Origin of the sequence: Mesorhizobium sp. M1A.F.Ca.ET.072.01.1.1 (assembly GCF_004023325.1) — a bacterium.
Classification (GTDB): domain Bacteria; phylum Pseudomonadota; class Alphaproteobacteria; order Rhizobiales; family Rhizobiaceae; genus Mesorhizobium.
The window spans coordinates 1-24958 of sequence record NZ_RZSF01000067.1; the positions used below are offsets into that span (position 1 = coordinate 1).

The 24958-nt window shown below is 64.4% G+C and carries 24 protein-coding genes; 17 read left to right on the plus strand and 7 right to left on the minus strand.

Going from position 1 to position 24958, the window contains the following annotated elements; all coding sequences use genetic code 11:
* Positions 1-795, plus strand: a 795-nt coding sequence (locus tag EOA32_RS12400) for an amidohydrolase family protein (RefSeq protein ID WP_145971288.1), incomplete at its 5' end; no start/stop codon positions are given.
* Positions 796-800: 5 nt separating this feature from the next.
* On the opposite strand, the gene EOA32_RS12405 is transcribed toward EOA32_RS12400, so the two are convergent.
* Both EOA32_RS12405 and EOA32_RS12410 read right to left on the minus strand, forming a co-directional pair.
* A complete protein-coding gene (locus EOA32_RS12405; protein ID WP_128371918.1) occupies positions 801-2591 on the minus strand; it encodes an NAD(P)/FAD-dependent oxidoreductase in 1791 nt (596 codons plus the stop codon).
* Between the two features lie 52 nt (positions 2592-2643).
* Complete coding sequence (locus EOA32_RS12410) at positions 2644-3591, minus strand: MurR/RpiR family transcriptional regulator (RefSeq protein WP_128371919.1); 948 nt, start codon at positions 3589-3591, stop codon at positions 2644-2646.
* Between the two features lie 272 nt (positions 3592-3863).
* Here EOA32_RS12410 and EOA32_RS12415 point away from each other — a divergent pair, with 272 nt between their 5' ends.
* From EOA32_RS12415 to EOA32_RS12475, 13 genes are all read left to right on the plus strand, one after another.
* A complete protein-coding gene (locus EOA32_RS12415; protein ID WP_067003964.1) occupies positions 3864-4697 on the plus strand; it encodes an ABC transporter ATP-binding protein in 834 nt (277 codons plus the stop codon).
* On the plus strand, positions 4694-5542 hold the full coding sequence (locus tag EOA32_RS12420; protein WP_067318822.1) for an ABC transporter permease: 849 nt from the start codon (positions 4694-4696) through the stop codon (positions 5540-5542). Before EOA32_RS12415 ends, EOA32_RS12420 begins: the two co-directional genes overlap by 4 nt.
* Positions 5543-5626: 84 nt before the next feature.
* On the plus strand, positions 5627-6799 hold the full coding sequence (locus EOA32_RS12425) for an ABC transporter substrate-binding protein (RefSeq protein ID WP_067003968.1): 1173 nt from the start codon (positions 5627-5629) through the stop codon (positions 6797-6799).
* Between the two features lie 74 nt (positions 6800-6873).
* Entirely contained in the window at positions 6874-7965 is a 1092-nt protein-coding gene (locus EOA32_RS12430) for a Gfo/Idh/MocA family oxidoreductase (protein ID WP_067003969.1), read from the plus strand.
* Between the two features lie 498 nt (positions 7966-8463).
* Positions 8464-8553 (plus strand): K(+)-transporting ATPase subunit F, encoded by a 90-nt coding sequence (locus EOA32_RS12435; RefSeq protein ID WP_067003971.1) that lies wholly within the window; start codon positions 8464-8466, stop codon positions 8551-8553.
* Positions 8554-8575: 22 nt separating this feature from the next.
* Entirely contained in the window at positions 8576-10279 is a 1704-nt protein-coding gene (gene kdpA, locus EOA32_RS12440) for a potassium-transporting ATPase subunit KdpA (RefSeq protein ID WP_095778760.1), read from the plus strand.
* A gap of 1 nt (position 10280) precedes the next feature.
* Positions 10281-10517, plus strand: a complete 237-nt coding sequence (locus tag EOA32_RS12445) for a hypothetical protein (protein ID WP_245499254.1) — start codon at positions 10281-10283, stop codon at positions 10515-10517.
* A complete protein-coding gene (gene kdpB, locus EOA32_RS12450) occupies positions 10514-12610 on the plus strand; it encodes a potassium-transporting ATPase subunit KdpB (protein WP_067003973.1) in 2097 nt (698 codons plus the stop codon). The genes EOA32_RS12445 and kdpB overlap by 4 nt, the downstream gene beginning before the upstream one ends.
* A gap of 12 nt (positions 12611-12622) precedes the next feature.
* On the plus strand, positions 12623-13186 hold the full coding sequence (kdpC, locus tag EOA32_RS12455) for a potassium-transporting ATPase subunit KdpC (RefSeq protein WP_128371920.1): 564 nt from the start codon (positions 12623-12625) through the stop codon (positions 13184-13186).
* 56 nt (positions 13187-13242) lie between these two features.
* Positions 13243-15963, plus strand: a complete 2721-nt coding sequence (locus tag EOA32_RS12460) for a sensor histidine kinase KdpD (protein ID WP_128371921.1) — start codon at positions 13243-13245, stop codon at positions 15961-15963.
* On the plus strand, positions 15960-16652 hold the full coding sequence (locus tag EOA32_RS12465; protein WP_128371922.1) for a response regulator transcription factor: 693 nt from the start codon (positions 15960-15962) through the stop codon (positions 16650-16652). Before EOA32_RS12460 ends, EOA32_RS12465 begins: the two co-directional genes overlap by 4 nt.
* A 157-nt stretch (positions 16653-16809) precedes the next feature.
* Positions 16810-17088: a hypothetical protein gene (locus EOA32_RS12470; RefSeq protein ID WP_348632199.1), complete on the plus strand. Its 279-nt coding sequence runs from the start codon at positions 16810-16812 to the stop codon at positions 17086-17088.
* A 145-nt stretch (positions 17089-17233) separates the two neighbouring features.
* Complete coding sequence (locus EOA32_RS12475) at positions 17234-17701, plus strand: NUDIX hydrolase (RefSeq protein WP_095778756.1); 468 nt, start codon at positions 17234-17236, stop codon at positions 17699-17701.
* 109 nt (positions 17702-17810) lie between these two features.
* Here EOA32_RS12475 and EOA32_RS12480 read toward each other — a convergent pair whose 3' ends face one another.
* The 5 genes from EOA32_RS12480 to EOA32_RS12500 all read right to left on the minus strand — a co-directional run bounded on the left by EOA32_RS12480 (position 17811) and on the right by EOA32_RS12500 (position 22998).
* Positions 17811-18650, minus strand: coding sequence for a citryl-CoA lyase (locus EOA32_RS12480; RefSeq protein WP_095778755.1), 840 nt, complete (start codon positions 18648-18650; stop codon positions 17811-17813).
* Positions 18647-19831 (minus strand): CoA transferase, encoded by a 1185-nt coding sequence (locus EOA32_RS12485; protein WP_128371924.1) that lies wholly within the window; start codon positions 19829-19831, stop codon positions 18647-18649. The genes EOA32_RS12480 and EOA32_RS12485 overlap by 4 nt, the downstream gene beginning before the upstream one ends.
* A 15-nt stretch (positions 19832-19846) precedes the next feature.
* Entirely contained in the window at positions 19847-21370 is a 1524-nt protein-coding gene (locus EOA32_RS12490; RefSeq protein ID WP_095778753.1) for a tripartite tricarboxylate transporter permease, read from the minus strand.
* Between the two features lie 5 nt (positions 21371-21375).
* Positions 21376-21912: a tripartite tricarboxylate transporter TctB family protein gene (locus EOA32_RS12495; protein WP_095778752.1), complete on the minus strand. Its 537-nt coding sequence runs from the start codon at positions 21910-21912 to the stop codon at positions 21376-21378.
* 120 nt (positions 21913-22032) lie between these two features.
* Positions 22033-22998 (minus strand): tripartite tricarboxylate transporter substrate-binding protein, encoded by a 966-nt coding sequence (locus EOA32_RS12500; protein WP_067318842.1) that lies wholly within the window; start codon positions 22996-22998, stop codon positions 22033-22035.
* A 185-nt stretch (positions 22999-23183) separates the two neighbouring features.
* Here EOA32_RS12500 and EOA32_RS12505 point away from each other — a divergent pair, with 185 nt between their 5' ends.
* From EOA32_RS12505 to EOA32_RS12515, 3 genes are all read left to right on the plus strand, one after another.
* Positions 23184-24053: an IclR family transcriptional regulator gene (locus EOA32_RS12505; RefSeq protein WP_245499255.1), complete on the plus strand. Its 870-nt coding sequence runs from the start codon at positions 23184-23186 to the stop codon at positions 24051-24053.
* Between the two features lie 84 nt (positions 24054-24137).
* The gene (locus EOA32_RS12510; RefSeq protein ID WP_095778751.1) at positions 24138-24608 is read left to right on the plus strand and encodes a nucleoside deaminase; all 471 of its coding nucleotides are present in this window, start codon (positions 24138-24140) and stop codon (positions 24606-24608) included.
* Between the two features lie 140 nt (positions 24609-24748).
* Positions 24749-24958 (plus strand): metalloregulator ArsR/SmtB family transcription factor (locus EOA32_RS12515; RefSeq protein WP_145971289.1); only part of this gene is annotated, 210 nt, incomplete at its 3' end.

Genomic DNA, 24958 nt, shown 5'->3' on the forward strand with positions numbered 1-24958 from the left:
TGCGAGCCGCGCGAGACGGTGGCCGCGGTGCGCGAGCACGCCGCCGTCGTCGTCGGCGTAAAAGTCCGTTCCGGCAAGCATGCCGGCGGCACCAGCGGCATCGCGCCGGTCGACCTCGCGCTCGAAGCCGCGGACCAGGCCGGCCTGCCGCTGATGGCGCATATCGACGAGCCGCCGCCCAGCCGCTCGGAAGTGCTGCCCAGGCTCCGCCGCGGCGACATTCTCACTCACTGCTTCCGGCCCTTCCCCAACGCGCCGGTCTTCGCTTCGGGCGCGGTGCGGCCGGATATGCGGCAGGCGCGCGAGCGCGGCGTAACCTTCGACATCGGCCACGGCATGGGCTCCTTCGACTTCGAGGTGGCGAAGGCGATGCTGGCGGAGGGGCTGGCGCCGGACGTCATCTCGAGCGATGTGCATCTCTACTGCGTCGACGGACCGGCCTTCGATATTCTGGTCTGCATGTCGAAGCTCATGGCGCTCGGCATGCCGCTGGTCGAGGTTGTGCGCGCGGCAACGCAGCGCCCGGCCGAAGCGATCGCCAGGCCCGAGCTCGGGGCGCTTAAAGTCGGCGGCATCGGCGATGTCGCGGTGCTGAAGCTGCAGCCCGGCCGCTTCACCTTTGTCGATGCGGTCGGTGCGTCACTCATCGCGGACCAGCGGCTGGTCTCGAAAGGCATCGTGATAGGCGGCAAATGGTGGCGGAACGAGGCGCCCGACCATAATGAGACCGAGCGCTTCGAGGCCCATGCGCACCATACGCATGTCGAGGTTGCGGCCAGGCACTTCGGGCGCTGATTGGCTCACCGTCGCGAATTGCTCGGCTCGCCATAGACAGGCGTCGCAATCCCCTCCATCCGCGCCTTGAGCTGCAGCGCCACGAATTTCGAATAGAAGCGCGACAGCGCGAGATTGCCGCCGTGGAACCACAGCGCCTCCTGGGCCGTCGGCTTCCACATGTTGCGCAACTCGCCCTGCCACGGGCCGGGATCGCCCTTGACGCCGGAGCCGAGGCCCCAGCACGGGCCGACCTTGTCGGCGACCTCCCGGGAAACGATTCCTGCCACCGTCTCGTTCATCGACTGGTAGCCGGTGCAGGAGACGATCGCGTCGACCGCCAGCTCGCTGCCGTCCTCAAACAGGATGCCGGTCGGCGTCAGCGATTTGATGCCGACGCCGCTCTTCACCGCGATCTCGCCGTTCAGGATCAGCTCGCAGGCGCCGACGTCGATGTAGTAGCCGGAACCGGTGCGATAGGCTTTCATGAGCAGTCCGGTCTCGTCCTCGCCGAAGTCGATGGCAAAGCCGCTGTCGCTGAGGCGCTTGTAGAAATCCGCGTCGCGCTCGCGGATGACGTCGTAGAGCGCCCGCTGTCCCTGTGGGACCAGCGCGAAGGGCGTCGAAGCGACGATCATGTCGGCCTTGTCGGTGGTGATGCCCCGCGCCAGCGCCTTTTCCGAAAAGATCTCGAAGCCGACCTCCATCAGCGTGTCGGACTTCACCACCGTCGTCGGCGAGCGCTGCACCATCGTGACCTTGGCGCCGGCTTCCCAGAGGTCGACGCTGACATCGTGGCCGGAGCTCGCCGCGCCGATCACCGCGACGCGCTTGCCGCGGAATGTCTCGCCGGTCGAGTACTGGCTGGAATGCAAAAGCTCGCCCTTGAAGCTGTCCGCGCCAGGCAGATCGATCTGCCGTGGCGGCCCGTAGGCGCCGGTGGCGAAGACGATGTGCTTCGGCTTCAGCGTGATGCGCTCGCCGACGCGGTCGACCACCACCGTCCAGACCTTTTCGGCCTCGTCATAGGCCGCGCTGATGCATTTGGTGGCGACCCAGTAGCTCAGCTCCATGACGCGGGCGTACATTTCGAGCCAGTCGCCCATCTTGTCCTTGGGCGTGAACACGGGCCAGTTTTCCGGGAACGGAATGTAGGGCAGATGGTCGTACCAGACCGGGTCGTGCAGCACGAGCGAGCGGTAGCGGTTGCGCCAGGAATCGCCGGCGCGCGCGTTCTTCTCGACGATGAGGGTGGGAACGCCGAGCTGCCGCAGACGGGCGCCGAGCATGATGCCGCCCTGGCCGCCGCCGATCACCAGACAATAGGGCTGCTCGTGCACGCCGAGCTCACGCGCCTCGCGCGCTCTTGCTTCCGCCCAGGTCTCGCGTTCGGGATCAGCCTTATGGCGGATGCCGAGCGGCCGGGCAGGCCCCTTCTGCTCCTCGAAACCCTTGAGCTCGCTCATCGCCGTGAACAGCGTCCGGCAGCGGCCATCCTTGAGCCGCAGGATGCCCTCGCCTCGCGCCACGGCCGTCTCGAAGCTGAACCAGGCCTCGATGACGCCGTCGGCGACGCTTGGCTCCCCGGACAGGCGCCAGTTCGACGGTTGCGTTGAGAAAAGCGTCGCCTTGAGCATCTCGCGGACCGCGGGTTGGCCCTCCATGGTCTTGATGTTCCATGTGAAGGTCAGCAGATCGCGCCAGTAGCAATCGTCCACGAAAAGGTTCGTCGCCACCTCGATGTCACCCGCCTCGAGCGCGCGGCCGAATGTGCCGAGCCAGGTTGCCGCCTGTTGCGATGGTGCGATGTCGAGCATTGATGTTCGTTTCCCCTGAATTACGCAGATCATAGCCGCGTTGCGGATTTCCTCAGTCGCCGAGCGGCTCCATCTCCTTCCCCGTCCGATGGATCTGGGCGTTATATTTGATGCGGCGCACCGTCTCGCGCGCGGGGCCGTCGAGCTTGTAGGCGGACGCGACCGCGAGCAGGTCGATGGCCGCAAGGAAGGCGTAGCGCGAAGCGGTCGGCTTCAGTGTGTCGGGATATTCGGGAACCGCCATCGTCAGATGGACATCGCAGACGCGTGTCAGCTCCGTGTCCGGCGCGGTCATGCAGATCGCGTCGGCGCGATAGTGCTTGGCAAGCTCCACCGCCTCGATCACCTCCCGGGTACGGCCGGTCGCCGATATCGCGATCACCACATCGCCCGGCTTCAGCGTCGAAGCGGTCATGCGCATCAGATACGGATCGCATTGCGCGCTGATGGTGATGCCATAGCGAAACAGGCGATACTGCGTCTCTTGCGCCAGCGCCGATGAGCTGCCGCCAAGTCCGAATACCGTCACTTGCCTGGCCTTGGCGATCAGCTCCGCCGCTTTCTGCAACTGCCCTGGATCGATCTGCCGTTCGGCCTCCTGCAGCGCGCGGCGCGCTTCGCCGAACACGGCGTTCCAGAACGGCATGCCGCTGTCGCCGTTCGTGGGTTGCGGCTTGGTGCTAAGATAAAGCGCGCCGACGACGAGGCTCTGCGCCAGCTTCAGCTTGAAGTCGCGCACGCCGTCGCATCCGATGGCGCGGCAGAAACGGGTGACCGTCGGCTCGCTGACCTGGGCGCGCTGCGCCAGCGCGGCATTCGATGCATCGACGGCATATTTGACGTCGTCGAGCACGACGTCGGCGACGCGACGCTCCGCCGGGCGCAAGTCCGTGTAGCTGTCCTTCACCTGCGAAATGATGTCGGGGAAGCGCCTGACATGATCATGCCGGCCGTCATCCGCGTCGGAAATCCGCAGCGCCTGGCTGTCAGCTTCGGTCATTGGCCGCCCTTCTCTGCCGTTTCTGGACCACCATATTTGCGATTATCCGCCGGCTGGCCATAGGCAATCAACCGAAGTGAGTATGTAGGAAAGTAACACACACTGCAAGCGCGTCAAAACACAGGGGAAATCAGACGCTTATACAAGCTTTGGTCGATTCTGACAGCACCAGATCTTTGCCCGCCGCTTGACAGTAAAGTAGGATAGTTACAGACTGATTTCGCGGACAGAGGGGGCTCCGGCAACCCAATCACGCAGTCTCCGAGGGGAGCATGAATACCGGCAGCGCAAGAACGCCGAAGCTCGGCGTGCAGGCAGCGAGCAAGGTTTATACCACGGCCTCCGGCGATCTTCTCGCCCTGGACCGCTGCAGCCTCGACGTGCACGCCAACGAGATCGTCTCCATCGTCGGCCCCTCCGGCTGCGGCAAGACCACGCTCTTGTGGTCGATGTCGGGCCTGCATCGTCTGACCAGCGGCGCGATACTGCTTGACGGCAAGGAGGTCACCGGCCCGCGTCCCGAGATCGGTATCGTCTTCCAGGAAGCGAACCTTCTGCCCTGGCGCAATCTCGACGCCAACATCAACTTCCCGTTCGAGATCAAGGGCGAGAAGCCCGATCGCGCCTGGATCGCGCATCTGCTTCATCGCGTCGGGCTCGACGGCTTCGGCGGCAAGTTCCCGCGCGAGCTTTCCGGCGGCATGCAGCAGCGCGCGGCGATTGTCCGCGCGCTGGCGCTGAAGCCTTCCGTGCTCTTGATGGATGAGCCCTTCGGTGCGTTGGACAGCTTCACCCGCGAGGAGATGAACCGCCTCGTCGAGGAGATCTGGCTGGATACCAAGACGACCATCGTTTTCATCACCCACAGCATCGAGGAAGCGATCTTCCTCTCCGACCGGGTCGTGGTGCTGACCGCGCGGCCGGGACGCGTCGCCAAGGTCTACGACGTGCCGTTCCCGCGCCCGCGCTCGCTGGAGATCATGGCCACCAAGGAGGTCTTCGACCTCACCAACCGCATCAAGATGGACATCGTCGGCGAGCGCCGGCCGAAGGCGCAGGAGCAGCTCGAACACAAGAGCGCTGAAATCGTGAGGATCAGACCGTGAGCGGGGGCGACGCCATTCCGGAATTCTCCAAAGCCAAGTCCGGTGACGGCCAGGATGTCAGCCTCACCAACCTCTCCGCCTTCGCCGGCGGCCCAGGCATCAAGTCCGGCGCCGAGGTGGCCGCGATTCTCGTCGTCGCGGTGGTGATCATCGGCGGCATCGAGCTGGCGCTGCGCATCTTCCACGTGCCGCAATACATCATGCCGCCGCCGAGTGCGATCGTTTACGCTTTATTCGACGAGTTCCCGCTGATCGCGCCGCATCTCGGCTACACGCTGGTCGAGCTCTTCTCCGGCTTTGCCATCGGCGCCGTCGTCGGGCTGGTGATGGCGGCGGTGATCACGCAGTTTCCCTTCGCCGAGAAGATCGTCGCGCCTTACATCTTGATCCTCGTCACCACGCCGATGCTGGCGCTGGTGCCGCTTCTCATCCTGCGCTTCGGCTTCGGCTACACGCCGCGCATTATCGCGGTAGCTTTAGCCGCCGGACCGATGGTGATGATCAATGCCGCGACCGGGTTCCGGCGCGTGGACAGCGCCAAGATCGCGCTCGCTCGCTCCTATGGCGCGAGCACCTTGCAGATCTTTTGGAAGATCCGCGCGCCGATGGCGCTGCCGATGATCCTGGTCGGGCTGATGATCGGCGCGATCTTCGGGCTCCTCACTGCGGTAGGTGCCGAGATGGTCGGCGGCGGCTTCGGCCTCGGCAACCGGCTTACCTCGTATTCGTCGATGATCCAGATGCCGCAATTCTTCGCGGTGGTGCTGATCCTGTCGACGCTCGGCATCCTGATCTACGTGCTCTTCTTCCTGATCGGCAAGAAATGGGCGAGTTGGGAGGCATGAGCGCGGACGGATGAGATCGCCCGGGAGACGGGCGAAGGCAAGGGCAAAGCGATCGATAAGGGCAATCAACAAAAGGGGAATGCCATGACTAACGAAAGCTTATTCAGTACAGCGACAAGAGCGGGCATCAGCCGCCGCTACTTCCTGCAAGTGACGGCCGCCGGCGTGGTGACCGCCACCGCGCTCGGCGCATCGGGTCTGAAAGCCAGGGCGGCGGCTTATGAAAAATTCACCTGGATCTCGCCGCGCGGCACGCTCGAAGTGCTGGACGACTATCCCTACTGGTCGGCCAAGAAGGCCGGCTATTTCGGCGACCTCGCCACCGACATGCAGCCGGGTCCGTCGGACGGCACCGCGACGGTCAAGTTCGTCGATGTCGGCCAGGCCGACATGGGCTTCCCCTCGCCAGGTGTCTTCTCCTTCGCCATCCAGAACGGCATGAAGCTGAAGTCGGTGTTCCACATGGGCGCGCGCGACACCTTCAGCATCGCCTTCCGCAAGGGCCAGGGCACCAAGAACCTGAAGGACCTCGAAGGCAAAACGATCCTTCTCGGCTCCGCCGCTTGGCAGGCGATCGTCGATCCGCTGCTTGCCGCGCAGGGTGTCGACATCAAGAAGGTGAAATATGTCGAGGCCGGGTGGCCGACCTGGGGCACCGCGCTCGCCGGCGGCCAAGGCGATGCCGCGCTCTCCTGGGAAGGTCTGCGCGCCGAATGGATCGCCAAGGACCTCGACTTCGAATATTGGCTCGGCGTCCAGAATTCCAAGCTTCCGGCCAACACCTTCGTCGTGCGCGCCGCCGATCTCGAGGATCCCGACAAGAAGGCCTTCCTCGAAAAATATCTGCGCGGCTGGGCGATGGGCCTCGAATTCGGCTACCAGAACCCGCGCGCGGCCGTCGAAGCCGTGTTCGAGCAATTCCCGACCTTGGCCAAGAACCTTGGCCCTGAGCTCGGCACCACCTCGATCCTGCAGCAGATCAACGTCTTCCGCGGTGACATGGACAAGCGCAGTGGCTGGGGCTCGCACGACATGGCGAGCTGGCAGGGCTTTTTCGACGAGATCCTGAAGATCGGCCAGATCACCGCGCCGGTGAAGGCCGAAGACGTCTGCACCAACGACCTGATTCCGACCGCCAACGACTTCGACAAGGCGAAGGTCAAGGCCGATGCCGACGGCGTGAAACTGTCGGAAGGCTTTGCCGCGCTCGACGTCGAGAAGATCAAGGCGCACCTGTTCGATTCCGCCGTCAAGTAAGCCGGGCGCATTGACCATCGGGCGGCGCCTGATGCCGCCCGAGCTACTGTTCAAAGAGCATTGGGGAGGCTGACATGGCCGACAAAGTAAAAATCCTGGTGGTTGGTCTGGGCAATATGGGCGCTTCGCATGCGAGCGCCTATCACCGCTCCGACGGCTTCGAGATCGTCGGCATCATGAGCCGCACCATCAAGAGCAACAAGAAGATCCCGAAGGAGCTCGCCGGCTATCCGCTCTATGAGGATTTCGACTTGGCGCTGAAGGAGACCAAGCCGGACGCGGTCTCGATCAACAGTTGGCCGAACACGCATGCCGAATACGCGCTGAAGGCGATCGCCGCCAACTGCCATGTGTTCATGGAAAAGCCCCTCGCCACCAACATCGCCGACGCCGAGAAGGTGGTGGCCGCCGCGCGGGCCAAGAACCGGAAGCTGGTTCTGGGCTACATCCTGCGCGTCCACCCGTCCTGGATCAAATTCATCGAGGTCGGCAAGACGCTCGGCAAGCCGCTGGTGATGCGCCTCAACCTCAACCAGCAGAGCAGCGGCAGCGCCTGGCACTGGCACAAGAACCTGATCGACTCGCTGATCCCGATCGTCGACTGCGGCGTGCACTATGTCGACGTCATGTGCCAGCTGACCGGCGCCAAGCCGGTGCGCGTGCACGGCATCGGCGCCAAGCTCTGGGCCGAAGCCGACAAGCAGAATTATGGCCATCTGCACGTCACTTTCGATGATGGCTCGGTCGGCTGGTATGAAGCCGGCTGGGGCCCGATGATGAGCGAGACCGCCTATTTCGTGAAGGATGTGGTCGGCCCGAAGGGCGCCGTTTCGATCGTCGCCGGCCAGTCCGCAAGCAGCGCCAAGGAAGCCGAGGAGGTATCGGATTCCGCCGACATCGACCGCCACACCAAGACCGACGCGCTGAAGATCCACTACGCCCAGGTCGATGGCGACAAGAACTTCTCGAAGCCCGACGAGATCGTCAGCATGGAGGACGAGCCCGGCCATCAGGAGCTTTGCGACCGCGAGCAGGCCTTCTTCCTGCGCGCCATCCGTGAGGACCTCGATCTGACCGAGCAAATGGATGCCGCCGTCAACAGCCTGCGCATCGTTTTAGCCGCCGAACAGAGCATCGCGGAGAAGCGGACCGTCGAGCTGACCTGAAGCTTCCGGTCAGCCTGCCGCGCAACCCCACATCTAGCCGCTTCGCGGCTGGGCAGTCCGCCGGCGGCGTGCCGATCGGCATGCAGCCAGTCGGGCCGCTATGTAGCGCTCTCCACGCAGTTGGAAGAGGAGATGCCGTGCAGGGACCGGCGGCCGGCCAACCAGCTTCCGGATCTTTGGAATAGCACGTTGCCGCCGCCTTCCTCCCGTGGCGTCAATTTCCTATAAGATTCCTATTTCTTTGCTCCCCGCCTCGTCTCGAACCTTTATGGCGGTCGGGTCCATATTCCCCTCGAAAAACACTTTCATCGCCATCGCCGCCAAGGTGACGGGCGGTCCTGTGCAATTTTGAACTCGACCGTGTCGGGGTGCAAAAACAAGCCGAAACAAGGAATGCCTGCAATGGACCTCGTTGTTCTCGGGATGGGGATTTTGTTCTTCGTCCTGTCATTAGCTTACGTCAAAGCCTGCGACAGAATCTGATCGAAGGGTCTTACAATGCTTTTCGACTACGTCCTCGGCGGCGCGGTGACCTTGTTCTTGCTTGCCTACCTCACCTACGCCCTCATCCGCCCAGAGCGCTTCTGATCGGCATACGGAAAGTCAGTTCATGACACTCAACGGCTGGATACAGATCCTCGTCTATTGCGGGATCCTGCTTTTGCTCGTGAAGCCGCTCGGCGGCTACATGCACCGCGTCTTCAAAGGCGATCGTACGTTGCTGTCGCCCGTGCTTGTCCCGATCGAGCGCGGCCTCTATCGCCTCGCCGGGACAAGCGAGAAGGAAGAACAGCACTGGGCCGCCTACGCCACCGGCATGCTGCTTTTCAACCTCGCCGGTTTCCTCGTGCTTTATGCCTTGCAGCGGCTGCAGGGCGCGCTGCCCTACAATCCCGCCGGGATGGCTGCGGTCGAACCGGAGCTCGCCTTCAACACCGCGGCGAGCTTCGTCACCAATACCAACTGGCAGAACTACGGCGGTGAAAGCACGATGTCCTACCTCGTGCAGATGGCCGGCCTCACCGTCCAGAACTTTGTTTCGGCCGCCACCGGCATTGCCATTGCGATCGCGCTGATCCGCGGCTTTGCCCGCGCCTCGGGCAAGTCGATCGGCAGTTTCTGGGTCGACCTGACCCGCTGCACGCTTTACGTGCTCCTGCCGGCCTGCATCGTGCTGACGCTCGTCTATGTGTGGCTCGGCATCCCGCAGACGCTTGGACCCTTTGTCGACGCCACCACGCTGGAAGGCGCCAAGCAGACGATCGCGCTCGGCCCAGTCGCCTCTCAGGTCGCCATCAAGATGCTTGGCACCAATGGCGGCGGCTTCTTCAACGCCAATGCCGCGCATCCTTTTGAGAATCCGGACGCCATCTCGAATCTGATCCAGATGCTGTCGATCTTCGCGCTGGGCGCCGGTCTCACCAACGTCTTCGGGCGGATGGTCGGCAGTGAGCGCCAGGGCTGGGCGATCCTTGCCTCGATGGCCGTGCTGTTCCTCGTCGGCGTCGTCATCTGCTACTGGGCCGAGGCCGCCGGCAATCCGCTAGTACATGCGCTCGGCATCGACGGCGGCAACATGGAAGGCAAGGAGACGCGCTTCGGAGTTGCGTTGTCGGCGCTGTTCGCGGTCATCACCACGGCCGCTTCGTGCGGCGCCGTGAATGCCATGCATGATTCTTTCACCGCGCTTGGCGGCATGATCCCGCTGATCAACATGCAGCTTGGCGAGGTCATCGTCGGCGGCGTCGGCGCCGGCTTCTACGGCATCCTGATGTTCGTCGTCCTTGCCGTCTTCGTTGCCGGCCTGATGGTCGGCCGCACACCGGAATACCTCGGCAAGAAAATCGAAGCCAAGGAGGTCAAGATGGCGATGCTTGCCATCCTCTGCCTGCCGCTGGCGATGCTGATCTTCACGGCTATCGCCGTGGTCCTGCCGAGCGCGGTGGCCTCGATGGCCAATGGCGGCCCGCACGGCTTCTCGGAGGTGCTCTATGCCTATACGTCGGCGGCCGCGAACAACGGCTCGGCCTTTGGCGGACTGACCGGCAACACGCCCTGGTACAACATCACCATCGCGATCGGCATGCTGATGGGCCGCTTCCTGGTCATCATCCCAGCTTTGGCCATCGCCGGCTCGCTGGCCGCAAAGAAGACCGTGCCTGCTTCCGCCGGCACCTTCCCGACCGACGGCATGCTGTTCGTCGGCCTCCTGGTCGGCGTGATCGTCATCGTCGGCGGCCTCACCTTCTTCCCGTCGCTCGCCGTCGGTCCGATCGTCGAGCATCTGGCGATGATCCGCGGACAGACTTTCTGAGATGACCATGCCTTGGTTCAACAACATACGTCGGCACGATCGTCACCAATCCGGTGACGGAACGCCCGATGACGGAGGGGACGAGAAGCCTCGTCCTTTCCCGACGCTCTCCACCTTCCTAGGCATGGCGGCCGTGCTGTTCGTGCTGTGGCTGCTGGCCTCCGACCTTCCGCATCTGTTGCCGAAGACCGAACACCCGGCGCCATCCAACATCACCGATACCGGAGTCCTGAAATGAGCCAGTCCAAATCCGCGAGCATTCTGGATGCCAGCATCCTGATGCCCGCCATTGGCGGCGCTTTCCGCAAGCTCGATCCGCGCACGCTGATCAAGAACCCGGTGATGTTCGTCGTCGCCATCGTCTCAGCACTCACCACCGTCCTGTTCGTCAAGGATGTCATCACCGGCGGCGGCGATCTCGGCTTCACCTTGCAGATCATCATCTGGCTGTGGTTCACCGTGCTGTTCGCCAACTTTGCCGAGGCGGTGGCCGAGGGGCGCGGCAAGGCGCAGGCCGACTCGCTGCGCAAGGCACGCACCGAGACCCAGGCCAAGCTGCTCGTCAACGGCGAGGATCGCGGCAAGTTCAAGTTGGTGCCTGGCACCAGCCTGAAGGTCGGCGACATCGTGCTGGTCGAAGCCGGCGACATCATCCCTTCCGACGGCGAGGTGATCGAAGGCGTGGCTTCCGTCAACGAGGCGGCAATCACCGGCGAATCCGCGCCTGTGATCCGCGAATCCGGCGGCGACCGCTCAGCCGTCACCGGCGGCACGCAGGTGCTGTCCGATTGGATTCGTGTGCGCATTTCCGCCGCCTCCGGCCAGACCTTCCTCGACCGCATGATCTCGCTGGTCGAAGGTGCGGAGCGCCAGAAGACGCCGAACGAGATCGCGCTCAACATCTTGCTTGTAGGCATGACGCTGATCTTCGTCCTGGCCACCGCGACCATCCCGAGCTTCGCCTCTTACTCCGGCGGCTATATCCCGGTGACGATCCTCGTCGCTTTGTTCGTGACGCTGATCCCGACCACGATCGGCGCGCTGCTTTCGGCCATCGGCATTGCCGGCATGGATCGCCTGGTGCGTTTCAACGTGCTTGCCATGTCCGGCCGCGCCGTCGAGGCTGCCGGCGACGTGGACACCTTGCTCCTGGACAAGACCGGCACCATTACCCTCGGCAATCGCCAGGCGACCGAGTTCCATCCGGTGAAGGGTGTGTCCGAACAGGAGCTTGCCGATGCTGCTCAATTGGCCTCGCTGGCTGACGAGACGCCGGAAGGCCGCTCGATCGTGGTGCTGGCGAAGGAAAAATACGGCATCCGCGCCCGCGATATGGCGACCTTGCATGCCACTTTCGTGCCCTTCACCGCGCAGACCCGTATGAGCGGCGTCGACATCGACGGCTCGTCGGTGCGCAAAGGCGCGGTCGATGCCGTGCTAGCCCATGTCAATCAAGCAACGGTCGCAAGCCATGGCACGCGTCCGACAAGCGACACCATGCGCGACCTGCAGGCCAGGGCCGACGAGATCGCCAAGGCCGGCGGCACGCCGCTGGCGGTCGAGCGCGACGGGCGCCTGCTCGGCGTCGTCCACCTCAAGGACATCGTCAAGGGCGGCATTCGCGAGCGTTTCGCCGAGCTTCGCAAGATGGGCATCCGCACGGTGATGATCACCGGCGACAATCCGCTGACCGCAGCGGCCATCGCGGCCGAAGCCGGCGTCGACGACTTCCTCGCCCAGGCGACGCCTGAAAACAAGCTGTCGCTGATCCGCGAGGAACAGGCCAAGGGCAAGCTTGTCGCGATGTGCGGCGACGGCACCAACGATGCGCCGGCGCTCGCCCAGGCCGATGTCGGCGTCGCCATGAACACCGGCACGGTCGCCGCGCGCGAGGCCGGCAACATGGTCGACCTCGACAGCGATCCGACCAAGCTGATCGAGATCGTCGAGATCGGCAAGGCGCTGCTGATGACGCGCGGTTCGCTGACCACCTTCTCGATCGCCAACGACGTCGCCAAGTATTTCGCCATCATCCCGGCGATGTTCGCCGTGTTCTACGTCGCGCCCGGCCAGTCGGCAGGCCCGCTGCAGGCGCTCAACATCATGCATCTGGCGACGCCGCAGAGCGCCATCCTGTCGGCGATCATCTTCAACGCGCTGATCATCGTCGCGCTGATCCCGCTGTCGCTGAAGGGGGTGAAATACCGCGCCATCGGCGCCGGCGCGCTGCTCACCCGCAATCTTCTCGTCTACGGCCTTGGTGGCATCATCGTGCCGTTCGCCGGCATCAAGGCGATCGACCTGATCGTCACGGCTCTTGGCCTGGCATAGGAACCCATTCCGATGTTCAAGCAACTCAGACCCGCGATCGTCATGATCGTTTTCTTCACGGTGCTGACCGGCCTCATCTATCCGATCGGCATGACCGGCATCGCGCAGGCGCTGTTTCCCAGCCAGGCCAATGGCAGCCTGATCGAAAAGGATGGCAAGGTTATCGGCTCCGAACTGATCGGCCAGGGCTTCGCCAGCGACCGCTATTTCCACGGGCGGCCATCGGCAGCCGGCGACGGCTACAACGCCGCCTCCTCCGGCGGCTCGAATCTCGGGCCGACCAATGCGAAGCTGATCGAACGCATCAAGGCCGACGCCGACAGGCTGAAGGCCGAGAACCCGAACGCACCGGTTCCGATGGATCTCGTCACCACGTCTGGCAGCGGCCTCGATCCCGAGATCAGCCCAGAGGCGGCCTATTTCCAGGTGCCGCGGGTTGCCAAGGCCAGGGGCATCGCTGAAGCCAAGGTGAAAGCGCTTGTCGACGGCCATGTCGAGGATCGCGAGCTGGGCTTCATGGGTGAGCCGGTGGTCAATGTGCTGGCCCTCAACATGGGGCTCGACGATCTCAAATAATAAGCACCCGCGCCGGGGATCGACACGATCCCCGGTGCAATCCATGATTGGACTTGATGCCGGACGACAGGATCAACTTCGAGAACAGACCTTCTCCCGACGCGCTGCTCGAGCACGCGGAGCGGGAGGGGCGCGGCCGTCTGCGCATCTTCCTTGGCGCGGCGCCCGGCGTCGGCAAGACCTACGAGATGCTGTTGGCAGGCCGCGCCCGGCGCGCCGACGGCATCGACGTCGCGATCGGCGTCGTTGAAACGCATGGCCGCAAGGAAACCCAGGCGGTGGTCGAAGGCTATGAGGTGATCCCGCGCCGCGAGGTCGAATACAGGGGCCGCGTCCTCGACGAGATGGACATCGACGCCATCCTGAAACGGCGGCCGGAGCTGGTTCTGATCGACGAGCTCGCGCACACCAACGGGCCCGGCAGCCGTCATCCCAAGCGCTATCTCGATGTTCAGGAAATCCTGTCACAGGGCATCGACGTCTACACCACGCTCAACATCCAGCATGTCGAAAGCCTGAATGACGTCGTGGCGCAGATCACCCGCGTCAGGGTGCGCGAAACCGTTCCGGATTCCATCATCGACGAGGCCGACGACATCGAGGTCATCGACCTCACCCCGGACGACCTGATCAAGCGGCTGCATGAAGGCAAGGTCTATTTCCCGCAAACCGCTCAGCGCGCGATCGAGAACTATTTTTCGCCTGGCAATCTGACGGCGCTTCGCGAGTTGGCGCTGCGACGCACCGCGCAGCGCGTCGATGAACAGCTCCTCAGCCATATGCAGTCCCACGCCATTCCGGGACCGTGGGCGGCCGGCGAGCGGGTCCTTGTCTGCGTCGACTCGCGTCCGGACGGGAGCGCTCGTATCCGCTACGCGCGCCGGCTCGCCGATCGCCTGCGGGCGCCATGGACGGCGCTGCATGTCGACACGCCTCGCCTGGCCGGCATGTCCGAAGAGGACAAGGACCGGCTGGCGACAAACCTGCGCCTTGCCGAACAGCTCGGCGCCGAGGTGGCGACCATCCCGGGCCAGAACGTCGCCCAGGACATCGTGCGCCATGCGACGGCGAACAACTTCACCCATATCGTCATCGGCAGGCCGACCCGCTCGCGCTGGCGGGAACTGATCGAGGGCTCGCTCACCTATGACCTGATCCGCAATGCCGGCGACATCAGCGTCCATGTCATTTCGGGCAAGGAGCGCGATGCCGACATGCCGTCGGCACGGGTGAAGGCCGCGTCCGAGCAGAAGCCCTTCCAGATCTGGCCCTATCTGTTCTCGACGGCCTATGTCGCCGGCGCGGTGGCCGTCAGCTCGATTCTCGATCAGTTCCTCGATGTCCGCAATCTGGCCAGCGTCCTGCTGCTGGCGGTGCTGACTTCGGCGGTGACGTTCGGACTCTGGCCGGCGCTCTACGCTTGTTTCCTGAGCGCGCTTGCCTTCAACTATTTCTTCCTCGAGCCGCGCTATACGTTCACGATCAGGGATCCGGAGAGCATCGTTGCCTTCGCGGTCTTTCTCGTTGTCGCTGTCATCGCCAGCAATCTGACGGCGCGCGTCCAGCGCCAGGCGGTCGCCGCCCGCTCACGCGCGCGAGCCACGCAGGACATCTACTCGTTCTCCAAGAAGCTCGCCGGCGCCGGCACGCTTGACGACGTGCTGTGGGCCACCGCCTTCCAGATCGCCTCGATGCTGAAAGTGCGCGTGGTGCTGCTTCTGCCCGAGAATGGAACGATCACCGTCAAGGCCGGCTATCCGCCGGACGATACGCTCGCGGAGGCCGACATCGCGGCGGCCCGCTGGGCCTGGGAACATGACCGCCCCGCCGGCCGCGGCGCCGATACGCTGCCCGGCGCGAAGCGCCTCTATCTGCCCTTGCGAACAGGCCGGACAGCGGTCGGCGTCGTCGGCCTCGACAACGACAAGCAGGGCCCTTTGCTGACCCCCGAGCAGCAGCGCCTTCTCGACGCGCTTGCCGATCAGGCGGCGGTCGCCATCGAACGCATCCAGCTTGTCGCCGATGTCGACCGCGCCAGGCTGGCGGCGGAAGCGGACCGGCTGCGCACAGCGCTGCTTACCTCGATCTCCCATGACCTGAAGACGCCGCTGGCCGCCATCATGGGTGCCGCCGGCACGCTGCGGGAATACGCGGCCGCCCTTCCCGAAGAGGACCGCGCGGAACTCCTGTCGACGGTGGTCGACGAATCGGAGCGGCTCAACCGCTTCATCGCCAATCTGCTCGACATGACCAAGATCGAGTCCGGCGCCATGGAGCCGAACTACGCTCTCCATTATGTCGGCGATATCGTCGGCTCGGCGCTCGATCGCGCTCGCAAGATCACCGGCGAGCACCGCATCGACACCGACATTCCGCCGGACTTGCCGATGCTGCGCCTCGACCCGGTGCTGTTCGAGCAGGCGCTGTTCAACCTCCTCGACAATGCCGCCAAATATTCCGCGCCCGGCTCGACCATCCGCCTGCAAGGCTGGGTGGACAACGGCTCCGTCATCCTGCAGGTCATGGACGAGGGACCAGGCATCCCGCCAAACGACCTCGAACGGATCTTCGACACCTTCTACCGGGTGCGCAAGCGCGACCAGGTCCGCGCCGGCACCGGTCTCGGCCTGTCGATCAGTCGCGGTTTCGTCGAGGCCATGGGCGGCAGGATCTCGGCGACGAACCGCACCGACCGGCCCGGCGCGATCTTCACCATCCGCATGCCGGTGCAGGAAATTCCGGACCTTGCCGTCGCCAAAACGGATGACGCCGCATGACCGGTCAGAACGTCAGCATCCTGGTCGTCGACGACGAGCCGCCGATCCGCAAGCTGCTTCGGGTCGGCCTCGGCAGCCAGGGCTATGCCGTATCGGAGGCACCGAACGCCAAGGCAGCGATCGAGCTCATGCAGGCGCAGCGGCCCGACCTGATCCTGCTCGATCTCGGCCTCCCGGGCATGACGGGCCTCGAACTGCTCGGCAAATGGCGTGACGACGGCCTCGACATTCCGGTCGTCATCCTGTCGAGCCGCACCGACGAGGCCGGCATCGTCCAGGCGCTCGAGATCGGCGCCGACGACTATGTGACGAAACCCTTCGGCATGAACGAGCTCGTCGCCCGCATCCGCGTGGCGCTGCGCCACAAATTCCAGCAGCAGGGCGAGAAGCCGGTGTTCCAGGCCGGCGACCTTTCGGTCGACCTGGTGAAGCGCATCGTCAAGGTCGAGGGCAAGGAAGTAAAACTGTCGCCGAAGGAATACGATATCCTGCGCATGCTCGTGCAGTATGCCGGCAAGGTTCTGACCCATCAGTTCCTGCTGAAGCAGATCTGGAACGAGTCGACGGACGTGCAATATCTCAGGGTCTATGTCCGCCAATTGAGGCAGAAGATCGAGAAGACACCGGACCAGCCGCGCTACATCATCACCGAGACCGGCGTCGGCTACCGTTTGCGCGAGGTCGATTGAAGGAACCGAGCGGTGGGCATCATCCAACCGATCGTGGCTGTGCCGCGAGATCGGTTGCTTGAACCATGGTAGATCCGCACAGACACCCTATATTACGGCAAGGTTTTGTTTTTCGTGCGGGAAGGAAGCGATGTCGCATCCTCGGCTATCGGCGGCTTTGATTGCCGCGGCTTTGTCGACTGCCGCCCTTTTGGGCGCGGCTTCATATGCCTCGGCGCAGGTCGTCATCCCCACAGACCGCAACGCCCTGATCCAGCAAAACGAGTTGCAGGCGCTCCGGAACCAGCTGCAGCGACGACAGTTCCAGCAACAGCAGCAGCTTTACCGCGAGCAGGACCGGCAGATCGTTCCGAAGGCTCGCCCTGAAGTGCCGATCGTCAAGCAGAATTGCCAATCTCAGGTTATCGGCACCACGATTTCGCGCGTCTGCCGCTGACATTTTTCTTTTTTCGGTTTACTTAGCCGACTTACTGTCGGCAGCGCGCCGCCTTGCATGGGCGGCGGTTTTGGGATTTGCAGGAGCGAGATTTTTGCCGTGCGGATAGCGTACGGCAGGAATGCCGCTTTGATCGGATTTTGGGATGGCAGCAGCCAAGAAGAAAGCAGTACGCAGGGCAAAGAAGGGAGAGCGGATCCGCCAGGTGGCGGCCATCCCCTTTCGCCTACGCGGCGACGGCCAGCTTGAAGTCTTGCTGGTCACCTCGCGCACGACCAAACGTTTCATTGTGCCCAAGGGCTGGCCGATGAAGGGCAAGAGCGGGCGCAAGGCGGCCGCGATCGAGGCCCAGGAAGAGGCGGGCGTGCTGGGCAAGGCGCTGAAGCAGCCTGCCGGCGGCTACTCCTATTGGAAGCGCATGGCCAGCCGTTTCGTCCGTGTCGACGTGGTCGTCTACCTGCTCGAAGTCAGCGAGGAGATGGCCAACTGGCGGGAGGCCGTGAACCGTCAGCGGGCTTGGCTGCCGGCGGCCGATGCGGCCCTGCTGATCGACGAGCCCGAGCTTTCCACGCTGCTGAGGGATTTGACGGCCTTGGCGACCGATCCGGCGTAAGACGATGGCCTGGCGCAATTCCACGAAAGTGTGACACGGCATCCGTCAGGAATTCCGTCAAAACAAAGAGATAGATTGGTTCGCCGTTTCCGTGGAACGGTGAAACGCTCTAATCGGAGTCGCCAGGAAACGGCCGTGCCGGGGTGCCGCTATAAGCCCACAGCCATTCTTTGGGCAGAGGTCCCTTGTTGCGGTCGCTCTCCTGTGATTGCTCCCAGGCATGCGCCAGTATGCCTACCGAGCGCGACAGCACGAAGAGGCCGCGCGTCAGTGGCGGCGGGAAGCCTAGCTCGCCATAGATGACGGCCGTGGCGCCATCGATGTTGAGCGGGATCGTCTTGCCCTTGCGTGTCGCCACCTCCGCCTCGATCGCCTCGGCAATGTCGGCAAAGCGCCCGCTGACGACGCCGCGACCGGCGAAGTCGCGCGTCAGTTCGATGAGGCGCGGCGCCCGCGGATCGATCGGGTGGAAGCGATGCCCGAGGCCGGGCACGTAGCCCTTTTCCTCGGCGAAGAACCGGTCGAGCCGCGCACTCACCGCTTCGGCGAGGCTCGCGCCACCATCCATTGCGGCGGCGATGTTGCCATAGAAGGAAAGCGCCTGCTCGCCGGCCCCGCCATGCACGTCCCCCAGCACATTAATGGCGGAGGCCATGGCGTTGTTGATGCCGACGCCGCAGGTCGCCGCCATGCGCGCGATCGCGATCGACGGCGCCTGCGGGCCGTGGTCGACGGCGGCCCCGAGCGCGATGCCGAGCAGCGCCGCCTGATCATCGCCCGGCAATTCGCCGCGCAGCATCAGCCAGATCATCGCCGGAAAGCTGACCCGGCCGATCAGATCCTGGATCTGGTAGCCGCGCAGCCGGATCACGCCGGGCTGCATCTCGATGATGCCGGTCCGCCACCACTCCTCGCCGCGGTCGCGGCCGGTCCTTTTGTCCGCGCTCATGCCCGCGCCCTCCCCTTGCCGCGCGCCGGCAAGCTGGCGAACACGTCGTCCATATGCGCGCCAAGACGTGGCGGGGGGCCGGCTGGCACGGGAGCCGCACCGTCGACCATAAAGCCGCCGCGCACCACCGTGAGCGGCTTGTCCATTCCGGGTATCTCCTGGAAGCGCGCCGTCATGCGGCGCTCGGTGACCTGGCGTTCCTGCAGCACTTGCGGGATCGTCAGCACCCGCCCGGCCGGCACGCCGGCGCGGTTGAGCTTTTCTTCCCAGACCGCCGCAGCAGCGCCGGCAAGCGCGTCTTCGATGAGCGGCTTCAGCGCTGCCCGGTTCTCTTTGCGCGTCTCGCGCTCGGCGAAGCGCGGATCCGAAGCCAACTCTGGGCGGCCGATCAAGCCGCAAAGGATGACGAACTGCTCCTGCTTGTTGGCGGCGATGTTGAGCAGGCCCTCGCCGGTGCGGAACGCGCCGGAGGGCGCGGCCGTCATGTTCTCGTTGCCCATGGCTTGAGGCTGGACGCCCGCCGTCAGATAGTTCGACACCGGCCATCCTAGCGCCGACAGCGTGCATTCGAGCATCGACACGTCGAGGAAGGCGCCTTCGCCGCTGGTCTTCTGCCGCACCAGCGCCGCAGCGATGGCGAAGGCCCCCACCAGCCCGCCCAGCGTGTCGGCGACCGGATAGCCGACGCGCAGGGGCGCCGTTTCCGGCGTGCCGGTGATGCTCATGATCCCGGACAGCCCCTGGATGATCTGATCATAGGCCGGGTTGCCGCGCATCGGGCCGGTCTGGCCGAAACCCGATATCGCGCAATAGACGAGGCTTGGCCGCACCTTCTTCAGCTTCTCATGGCCGAGGCCGAGCCGATCCATCACGCCGGGCCGGAAATTCTCGACCAGTGCGTCCGCCGTGGCGACCAGGTTGAGGAAGCGCTCGCGGTCGGCCTCCTGCTTCAGGTCGAGCACCACCGATCGTTTGCCGGCGTTCTGCGCCAGGAAGGATGCACCCATGCCGGCTTTGTTGAGCTCCGGCGAGGCGCCAAGCTGGCGCGCGAGATCGCCGCCCGGCGGCGCCTCGACCTTGATGACGTCGGCGCCGAGCAGCGCCAGCTGGTAGGCGCAGTAAGGACCTGCCAGCACATTGGTGAGGTCGAGGACGCGGATGCCGGAAAGCAGGTCTGTCATGATGCTCCAGATCGGTCAGGCATCGCCCGGCACATGCTCTGGTCCGCGCGTGCGCCGGCGTTCGATCCAGGCCCAGATATGCGGGCCGACCAGACCGATGAAGGCGAGCGTTAAAAGCGTCAGCGAGAGCGGGTGCCGGTAGAACACCGTCCAGTCGCCATTGGCGATCGTCATCGCCCGGCGGAACTGCGTCTCGGCGAGCGGCCCGAGGATCATGCCGATGATGACCGGCGCCGTCGGAAAATCGAAGCGGCGCATCAAGAAACCCGCCGCGCCCAGCAGATAGAGGATGATGAGATCGATCGGCGACTGCGAGATGCCGTAGGTGCCGACGGTGGCGAACACCAGAATCCCGGCATAGAGCTGCGGCGCCGGGATCTTGAGCAATCGTACCCATAGGCCGATCAGCGGCAGGTTGAGGATGACGAGGATGACGTTGGCGATGAACAGACTGGCGATGAGGCCCCAGACGAGATTGGCCTGCGTCGTCAACAGCAGCGGTCCGGGATTGATGCCGTAGCTCTGGAAGGCCGACAGCATGATCGCCGCCGTTGCCGAGGTCGGCAGGCCAAGCGTCAGCATCGGCACCAGCACGCCGGCAGCCGACGCGTTGTTGGCAGCCTCCGGCCCGGCGACGCCTTCGATGGCGCCGACCGTGCCGAACTCCTCCTTGTGCTTGGAAAGCTTCTTTTCGATGGCATAGGAGAGGAAGGTCGGGATCTCGGCCCCGCCGGCGGGCAGGGCGCCGATCGGGAAGCCGATTGCCGCGCCCCTGAGCCACGGCTTCCACGAGCGCGCCCATTCGGAAGCAGTCATGTAGAGCGAGCCCCTCAGCGGCACGATCTCGTCCTTCCCGGCATAGCGGCGCGAGGCCACGTAGAGAGTCTCGCCGACCGCAAAGAGGCCGACCGCGACGATGATGACGTCGACGCCGTCGAGCAACTCGCCCATGCCGAAGGTGAAGCGCGGCTGCCCGGTCTGCAGGTCGACGCCGATCATGCCGATGACGAAGCCGACGAACAGGCTGGTAAGCCCACGCACAGAGGACGAGCCGAGCACCGCCGAAACGGTGATGAAGGCGAGCACCATCAGCGAAAAATATTCCGCCGGCCCGAAAGCCAGCGCCAGCTTGACCACGATCGGCGCCAGGAAGGCGACGCCCAGCGTGCCGATGGTCCCGGCGACGAACGAGCCGATCGCGGAAGTCGCAAGCGCCGCGCCGCCGCGGCCCGAACGCGCCATCCGGTTGCCCTCGAGCGCGGTGACGATGGTGGCGCTTTCGCCCGGTGTATTGAGCAGGATCGACGTCGTCGAGCCGCCATACATGGCGCCGTAATAGATGCCGGCAAACAGGATGAAGGAAGCTTCCGGCGCCACCTGGTAGGTGATCGGCAAAAGCAGCGCGATGGTCAGCGCCGGCCCGAGGCCGGGCAGCACGCCGATCGCGGTTCCGAGCGTCGTGCCGAGCAGGCACCACAAGAGATTGGTCGGCGTGAAGGCGACCGCAAATCCGTGCGCGAGATAACCGAGGGTGTCCATCGTCCTCAGCCCCTTCCGATGCCGACGAGGGCGCTGATCAACGCGTTGAGCTGGTTCTCGATCAGGCCGGCCCCGATGTTGACGCCGAGCGCTCTGGCGAATCCGAAATAGGCCGCCAGCGCCAAGATCAGGCCGAGCAGCGCATCGCGCAGCGGATGCCGGCTGCCGAAGCCGAAGCAGACCAGCACGAACATGATCACCGAGGCGGCTGTGAAGCCGAGCGGCTGGATCAGCACGAGATTGGCAACGAGCCCCGCGACCACGAAACCCATCGCCTTCCAATCGGTCGGCGTCTCCTTTTCCTCGTCCGGCTGCCAGCCGCCACGCAGGGCGGCAACGATGAGCAGCAGCGACAGGATCACGATGCCGGCCATGGTCATGTAGGGGAAGACCTTCGGGCCGACCTTGGAATAGAGCGGCGAAACCGGGATCGCCAGGGTCTGCCAGGCAACGGCCCCGGCGCAGGCAAGAAGCCCGACGCCGATCAGCAATTCGGGTATGGCAAGGCGCGGCGGTGACGCCTGCTGGTCGCTGGTGCTCATGATCTCCTCCCCGGAAGCCGGCCTTCCACTGCCGGCTTCGCCGCAGTTTCATTGAACCGTCGCATATCCGCTGTCTCGAAGAAGGCGATGCAGCCTCCTTCGAGATCAGGCAGGAGGCGATCAGGCGAGGCCGAGATCCTTGAGGATCGCGCCGATGCGTGTCGTGTCCTCGGCGACGAACTTGGCATAATCGTCGCCGGTCAGCAGAATCGGCGTCCAGTTGCGGTTCTTGCACTCGGTCGCCCAGGCCTCGCTCTTCGCCATGGTCTCGACCATCTTGATCATCGCCGCCTTGTCTTCGTCGGAAACGCCGGGGGGTGCAAAGACGCCGCGCCAGTTGAACAATTCGACGTCGATGCCGGCCTCTTTCAATGTCGGCGCGTCGATGCCTTCCTGGCGCTTGTCCGACGAGATCGCCAGCAGCCGGAGCGCGCCCGCCTTGACCTGCTCGGAGAATTCGCCATAGCCGGAAATGCCGGCCGCGACCTGGTTGCCGAGCAGCGCCGACAGCGCCTCGCCGCCGCCGGCGAACGGCACATAGGACAGGTTGGCGGCAGGCACGCCGGCCGTCTTGGCGATCAGGCCGAAAAGGATGTGGTCGGAACCGCCGGCCGAACCGCCGGCCACCGGAACCTTCGTCGGATCCGCCTTCAGCGCCGCGACGAAATCATTAGCCGTCTTGAACGGCGAGGCTGCCGGCACCACCAGCGCCTCGAACTCGCCGGTGAGGCGCGCGATCGGCGTCACTTCGGTGAGATTGTTGGCGGCCTTGTTGGCGATGATGGCGCCAACCATGACCATGCCGGCAACCATCAGCGCATTGCCTTTGCCCTTCCACTGGTTGACGAATTGCGGCAGGCCGACCGTGCCGCCGGCGCCGCCGACATTGGTGATCTGCGAGCCGGAGATCAGCTTTTCGGAGCGCAGCACCTGATCGATCGTGCGCGCGGTCTGGTCCCAGCCGCCGCCGGGGGCCGCCGGCACGAAAATTTGGATTTGCGGGGCGTCCTGCGCAAAGGCGGGTCCGAAATGCAAAGCCGCGAAGCCGGCGGCGGTGGTCGACAAGAATCTGCGTCTGTTCAGCATGGAATTCCTCCAAATCACGACACCTCCTCCGGTGCCTGCCAAGACGTGGCCTGAATTAAGACCCGCATTTGAGTTCAAGCATTTGTTACCGCGTTCTGTCAACGGGAATGCCATTCTGCTGGACAGAACGCATAGGATCGGACTAAATCCGCATGTCCAGGGTCATTCCCGGATGGGCGACCACCATGAAAATCGTCACCGCAATGACAGACCTCCCTCCAAGCCAGGCTCCGGCCGACGGCGTTGCCGCGCTCGACCGGGCAATCGCCATCCTCGACGCGTTCACCATTGCCGACCGGTCGCTCGGCCTCGCCGAAATCGCGGCCCGAACCGGTCTCTACAAGAGCACGATCCTTAGATTGGCCAACTCGCTGATGCGCGGGCAATTGCTGGAGCGCCTGGAGGACGGACGCTATCGCATCGGACCGGCGACCTTTAGGCTTGGCGCGCTTTACCAGCGCTCGCTCGTGGCGATGGATATCCTGTTGCCGATCATGCGCGATCTCTCCGAGCGGAGCTGGGAAAGCGTCGCCTTCTATGTCCGCTCGGGCGACGTCCGCACCTGTCTCTACCGAGTCGAGTCCAAGCACCCGATCCGCTACACGATACGGGAAGGTGACGTGCTGCCCTTGCTGGTTGGTTCGGGCGGCCGGGTGCTGGCCGCTTTCTCGGGAGAGCAGGGCGAGCCTTACGAGACGATCCGGAAAACCTATAGTTACATTTCAATCGGTGACCGCGATCCACAGACTGCCGGCATCTCCGCCCCTGTCTTCGGGCCGGGACGGACACTGCTCGGCGTGCTCACGCTCGCCGGTCCGAACACGCGGGTCGACGCGGCCTTCCTCACCCGCATGAAGCGGCCGCTGCTCGAAGCTGCCGCCCGCGCCACCCGCGCTTTTGGCGAAGATGCATCCATGCTGGATGCGGCAAGCCTCGACACGCCGCCGGAGCCCACAACGGATCCGGGTTTTGGCGAGCATCAAATTCGAGTTTCCGGCACGCAGCAGGCCAATGTCGCCGAGCTTCGGGCAGGTGGACGCTCAAGCGACGGTTAGCACTTGCCAATCGCGTCCCTTGGCACCAATCTCGGCTCAAAGGGCCGCCCATCGGGTGGATGGCGGCGCGATAGGGTTTTTGCCATGACCCGCGATCAGATGCTCGCCCACCTCCGATCCGCCGACGCCGCAGCGCGCGAGGCGGCGGCGCACGGTCATCATCCTTTCGGAGCGGTGCTGGTCGGCCCCGACGACGCGATCCTCATGCGCCAAGGCAATATCGACACCGTCCATCATGCCGAAACCGAACTTGCGCGACGCGCGGCGGCTGCCTATTCGCCGGAGTTTCTCTGGACCTGCACGCTCGTCTCAACCGGCGAGCCCTGCGCGATGTGCACCGGAACGCTCTACTGGGCCAATATCGGCCGGCTGGTTTACGGCTTCGAGGAGACCAAGCTTCTCGCGCTCACCGGCGATCACGCGGCGAATCCGACGATGAGCCTTTCTTCGCGCGCCGTGCTCGATTCCGGCCAGAAAAAGATCGAGGTGTTTGGCCCCTTCCCCGAAGTCGCGGACGAGCTGCTCGCACCACACCGCGATTTCTGGAAGCGCTGACGTGGAAGCGGATGTCGGGGACGGGCCCGCAAGATATCGTGACCGACTCCGCCCTAGGCTTCCGCCCTCTAGGCTCTGCTTGACTCACACATATCTCACTGGTTATACGTCAATCAATAGCCATTGAGTTATCGATCCCGATGACGAACGCACACGATATGCTCTTCCGGACGCTTGCCGATCCGACAAGGCGCGCCATCTTCGAGCGTCTGTGCCGGCAAGGCGAGCAGACGGTCGGCGCACTGACGGCTGAGGCGGGTGTCTCGCAGCCGGCGGTGTCGAAACATCTCGGCCTGCTCAAGCAAGCCGGACTGGTGCGCGACCGCCACGAGGGTCGCCAGACCCATTAC

What these genes read in the sequence shown, in the direction of transcription:
- kdpA (WP_095778760.1), top strand. Translation starts at nt 8,576, where the DNA reads ATGACACTCAACGGCTGGATACAGATCCTCGTCTATTGCGGGATCCTG.
- EOA32_RS12445 (WP_245499254.1), top strand. Translation starts at nt 10,281, where the DNA reads ATGACCATGCCTTGGTTCAACAACATACGTCGGCACGATCGTCACCAA.
- EOA32_RS12480 (WP_095778755.1), bottom strand. Translation starts at nt 18,650, where the DNA reads ATGAGCGCGGACAAAAGGACCGGCCGCGACCGCGGCGAGGAGTGGTGG.
- kdpC (WP_128371920.1), top strand. Translation starts at nt 12,623, where the DNA reads ATGTTCAAGCAACTCAGACCCGCGATCGTCATGATCGTTTTCTTCACG.
- EOA32_RS12405 (WP_128371918.1), bottom strand. Translation starts at nt 2,591, where the DNA reads ATGCTCGACATCGCACCATCGCAACAGGCGGCAACCTGGCTCGGCACA.
- EOA32_RS12505 (WP_245499255.1), top strand. Translation starts at nt 23,184, where the DNA reads ATGAAAATCGTCACCGCAATGACAGACCTCCCTCCAAGCCAGGCTCCG.
- EOA32_RS12460 (WP_128371921.1), top strand. Translation starts at nt 13,243, where the DNA reads ATGCCGGACGACAGGATCAACTTCGAGAACAGACCTTCTCCCGACGCG.
- EOA32_RS12500 (WP_067318842.1), bottom strand. Translation starts at nt 22,998, where the DNA reads ATGCTGAACAGACGCAGATTCTTGTCGACCACCGCCGCCGGCTTCGCG.
- EOA32_RS12430 (WP_067003969.1), top strand. Translation starts at nt 6,874, where the DNA reads ATGGCCGACAAAGTAAAAATCCTGGTGGTTGGTCTGGGCAATATGGGC.
- EOA32_RS12495 (WP_095778752.1), bottom strand. Translation starts at nt 21,912, where the DNA reads ATGAGCACCAGCGACCAGCAGGCGTCACCGCCGCGCCTTGCCATACCC.
- kdpB (WP_067003973.1), top strand. Translation starts at nt 10,514, where the DNA reads ATGAGCCAGTCCAAATCCGCGAGCATTCTGGATGCCAGCATCCTGATG.
- EOA32_RS12485 (WP_128371924.1), bottom strand. Translation starts at nt 19,831, where the DNA reads ATGACAGACCTGCTTTCCGGCATCCGCGTCCTCGACCTCACCAATGTG.
- EOA32_RS12435 (WP_067003971.1), top strand. Translation starts at nt 8,464, where the DNA reads ATGCTTTTCGACTACGTCCTCGGCGGCGCGGTGACCTTGTTCTTGCTT.
- EOA32_RS12490 (WP_095778753.1), bottom strand. Translation starts at nt 21,370, where the DNA reads ATGGACACCCTCGGTTATCTCGCGCACGGATTTGCGGTCGCCTTCACG.
- EOA32_RS12475 (WP_095778756.1), top strand. Translation starts at nt 17,234, where the DNA reads ATGGCAGCAGCCAAGAAGAAAGCAGTACGCAGGGCAAAGAAGGGAGAG.
- EOA32_RS12510 (WP_095778751.1), top strand. Translation starts at nt 24,138, where the DNA reads ATGACCCGCGATCAGATGCTCGCCCACCTCCGATCCGCCGACGCCGCA.
- EOA32_RS12465 (WP_128371922.1), top strand. Translation starts at nt 15,960, where the DNA reads ATGACCGGTCAGAACGTCAGCATCCTGGTCGTCGACGACGAGCCGCCG.
- EOA32_RS12415 (WP_067003964.1), top strand. Translation starts at nt 3,864, where the DNA reads ATGAATACCGGCAGCGCAAGAACGCCGAAGCTCGGCGTGCAGGCAGCG.
- EOA32_RS12410 (WP_128371919.1), bottom strand. Translation starts at nt 3,591, where the DNA reads ATGACCGAAGCTGACAGCCAGGCGCTGCGGATTTCCGACGCGGATGAC.
- EOA32_RS12425 (WP_067003968.1), top strand. Translation starts at nt 5,627, where the DNA reads ATGACTAACGAAAGCTTATTCAGTACAGCGACAAGAGCGGGCATCAGC.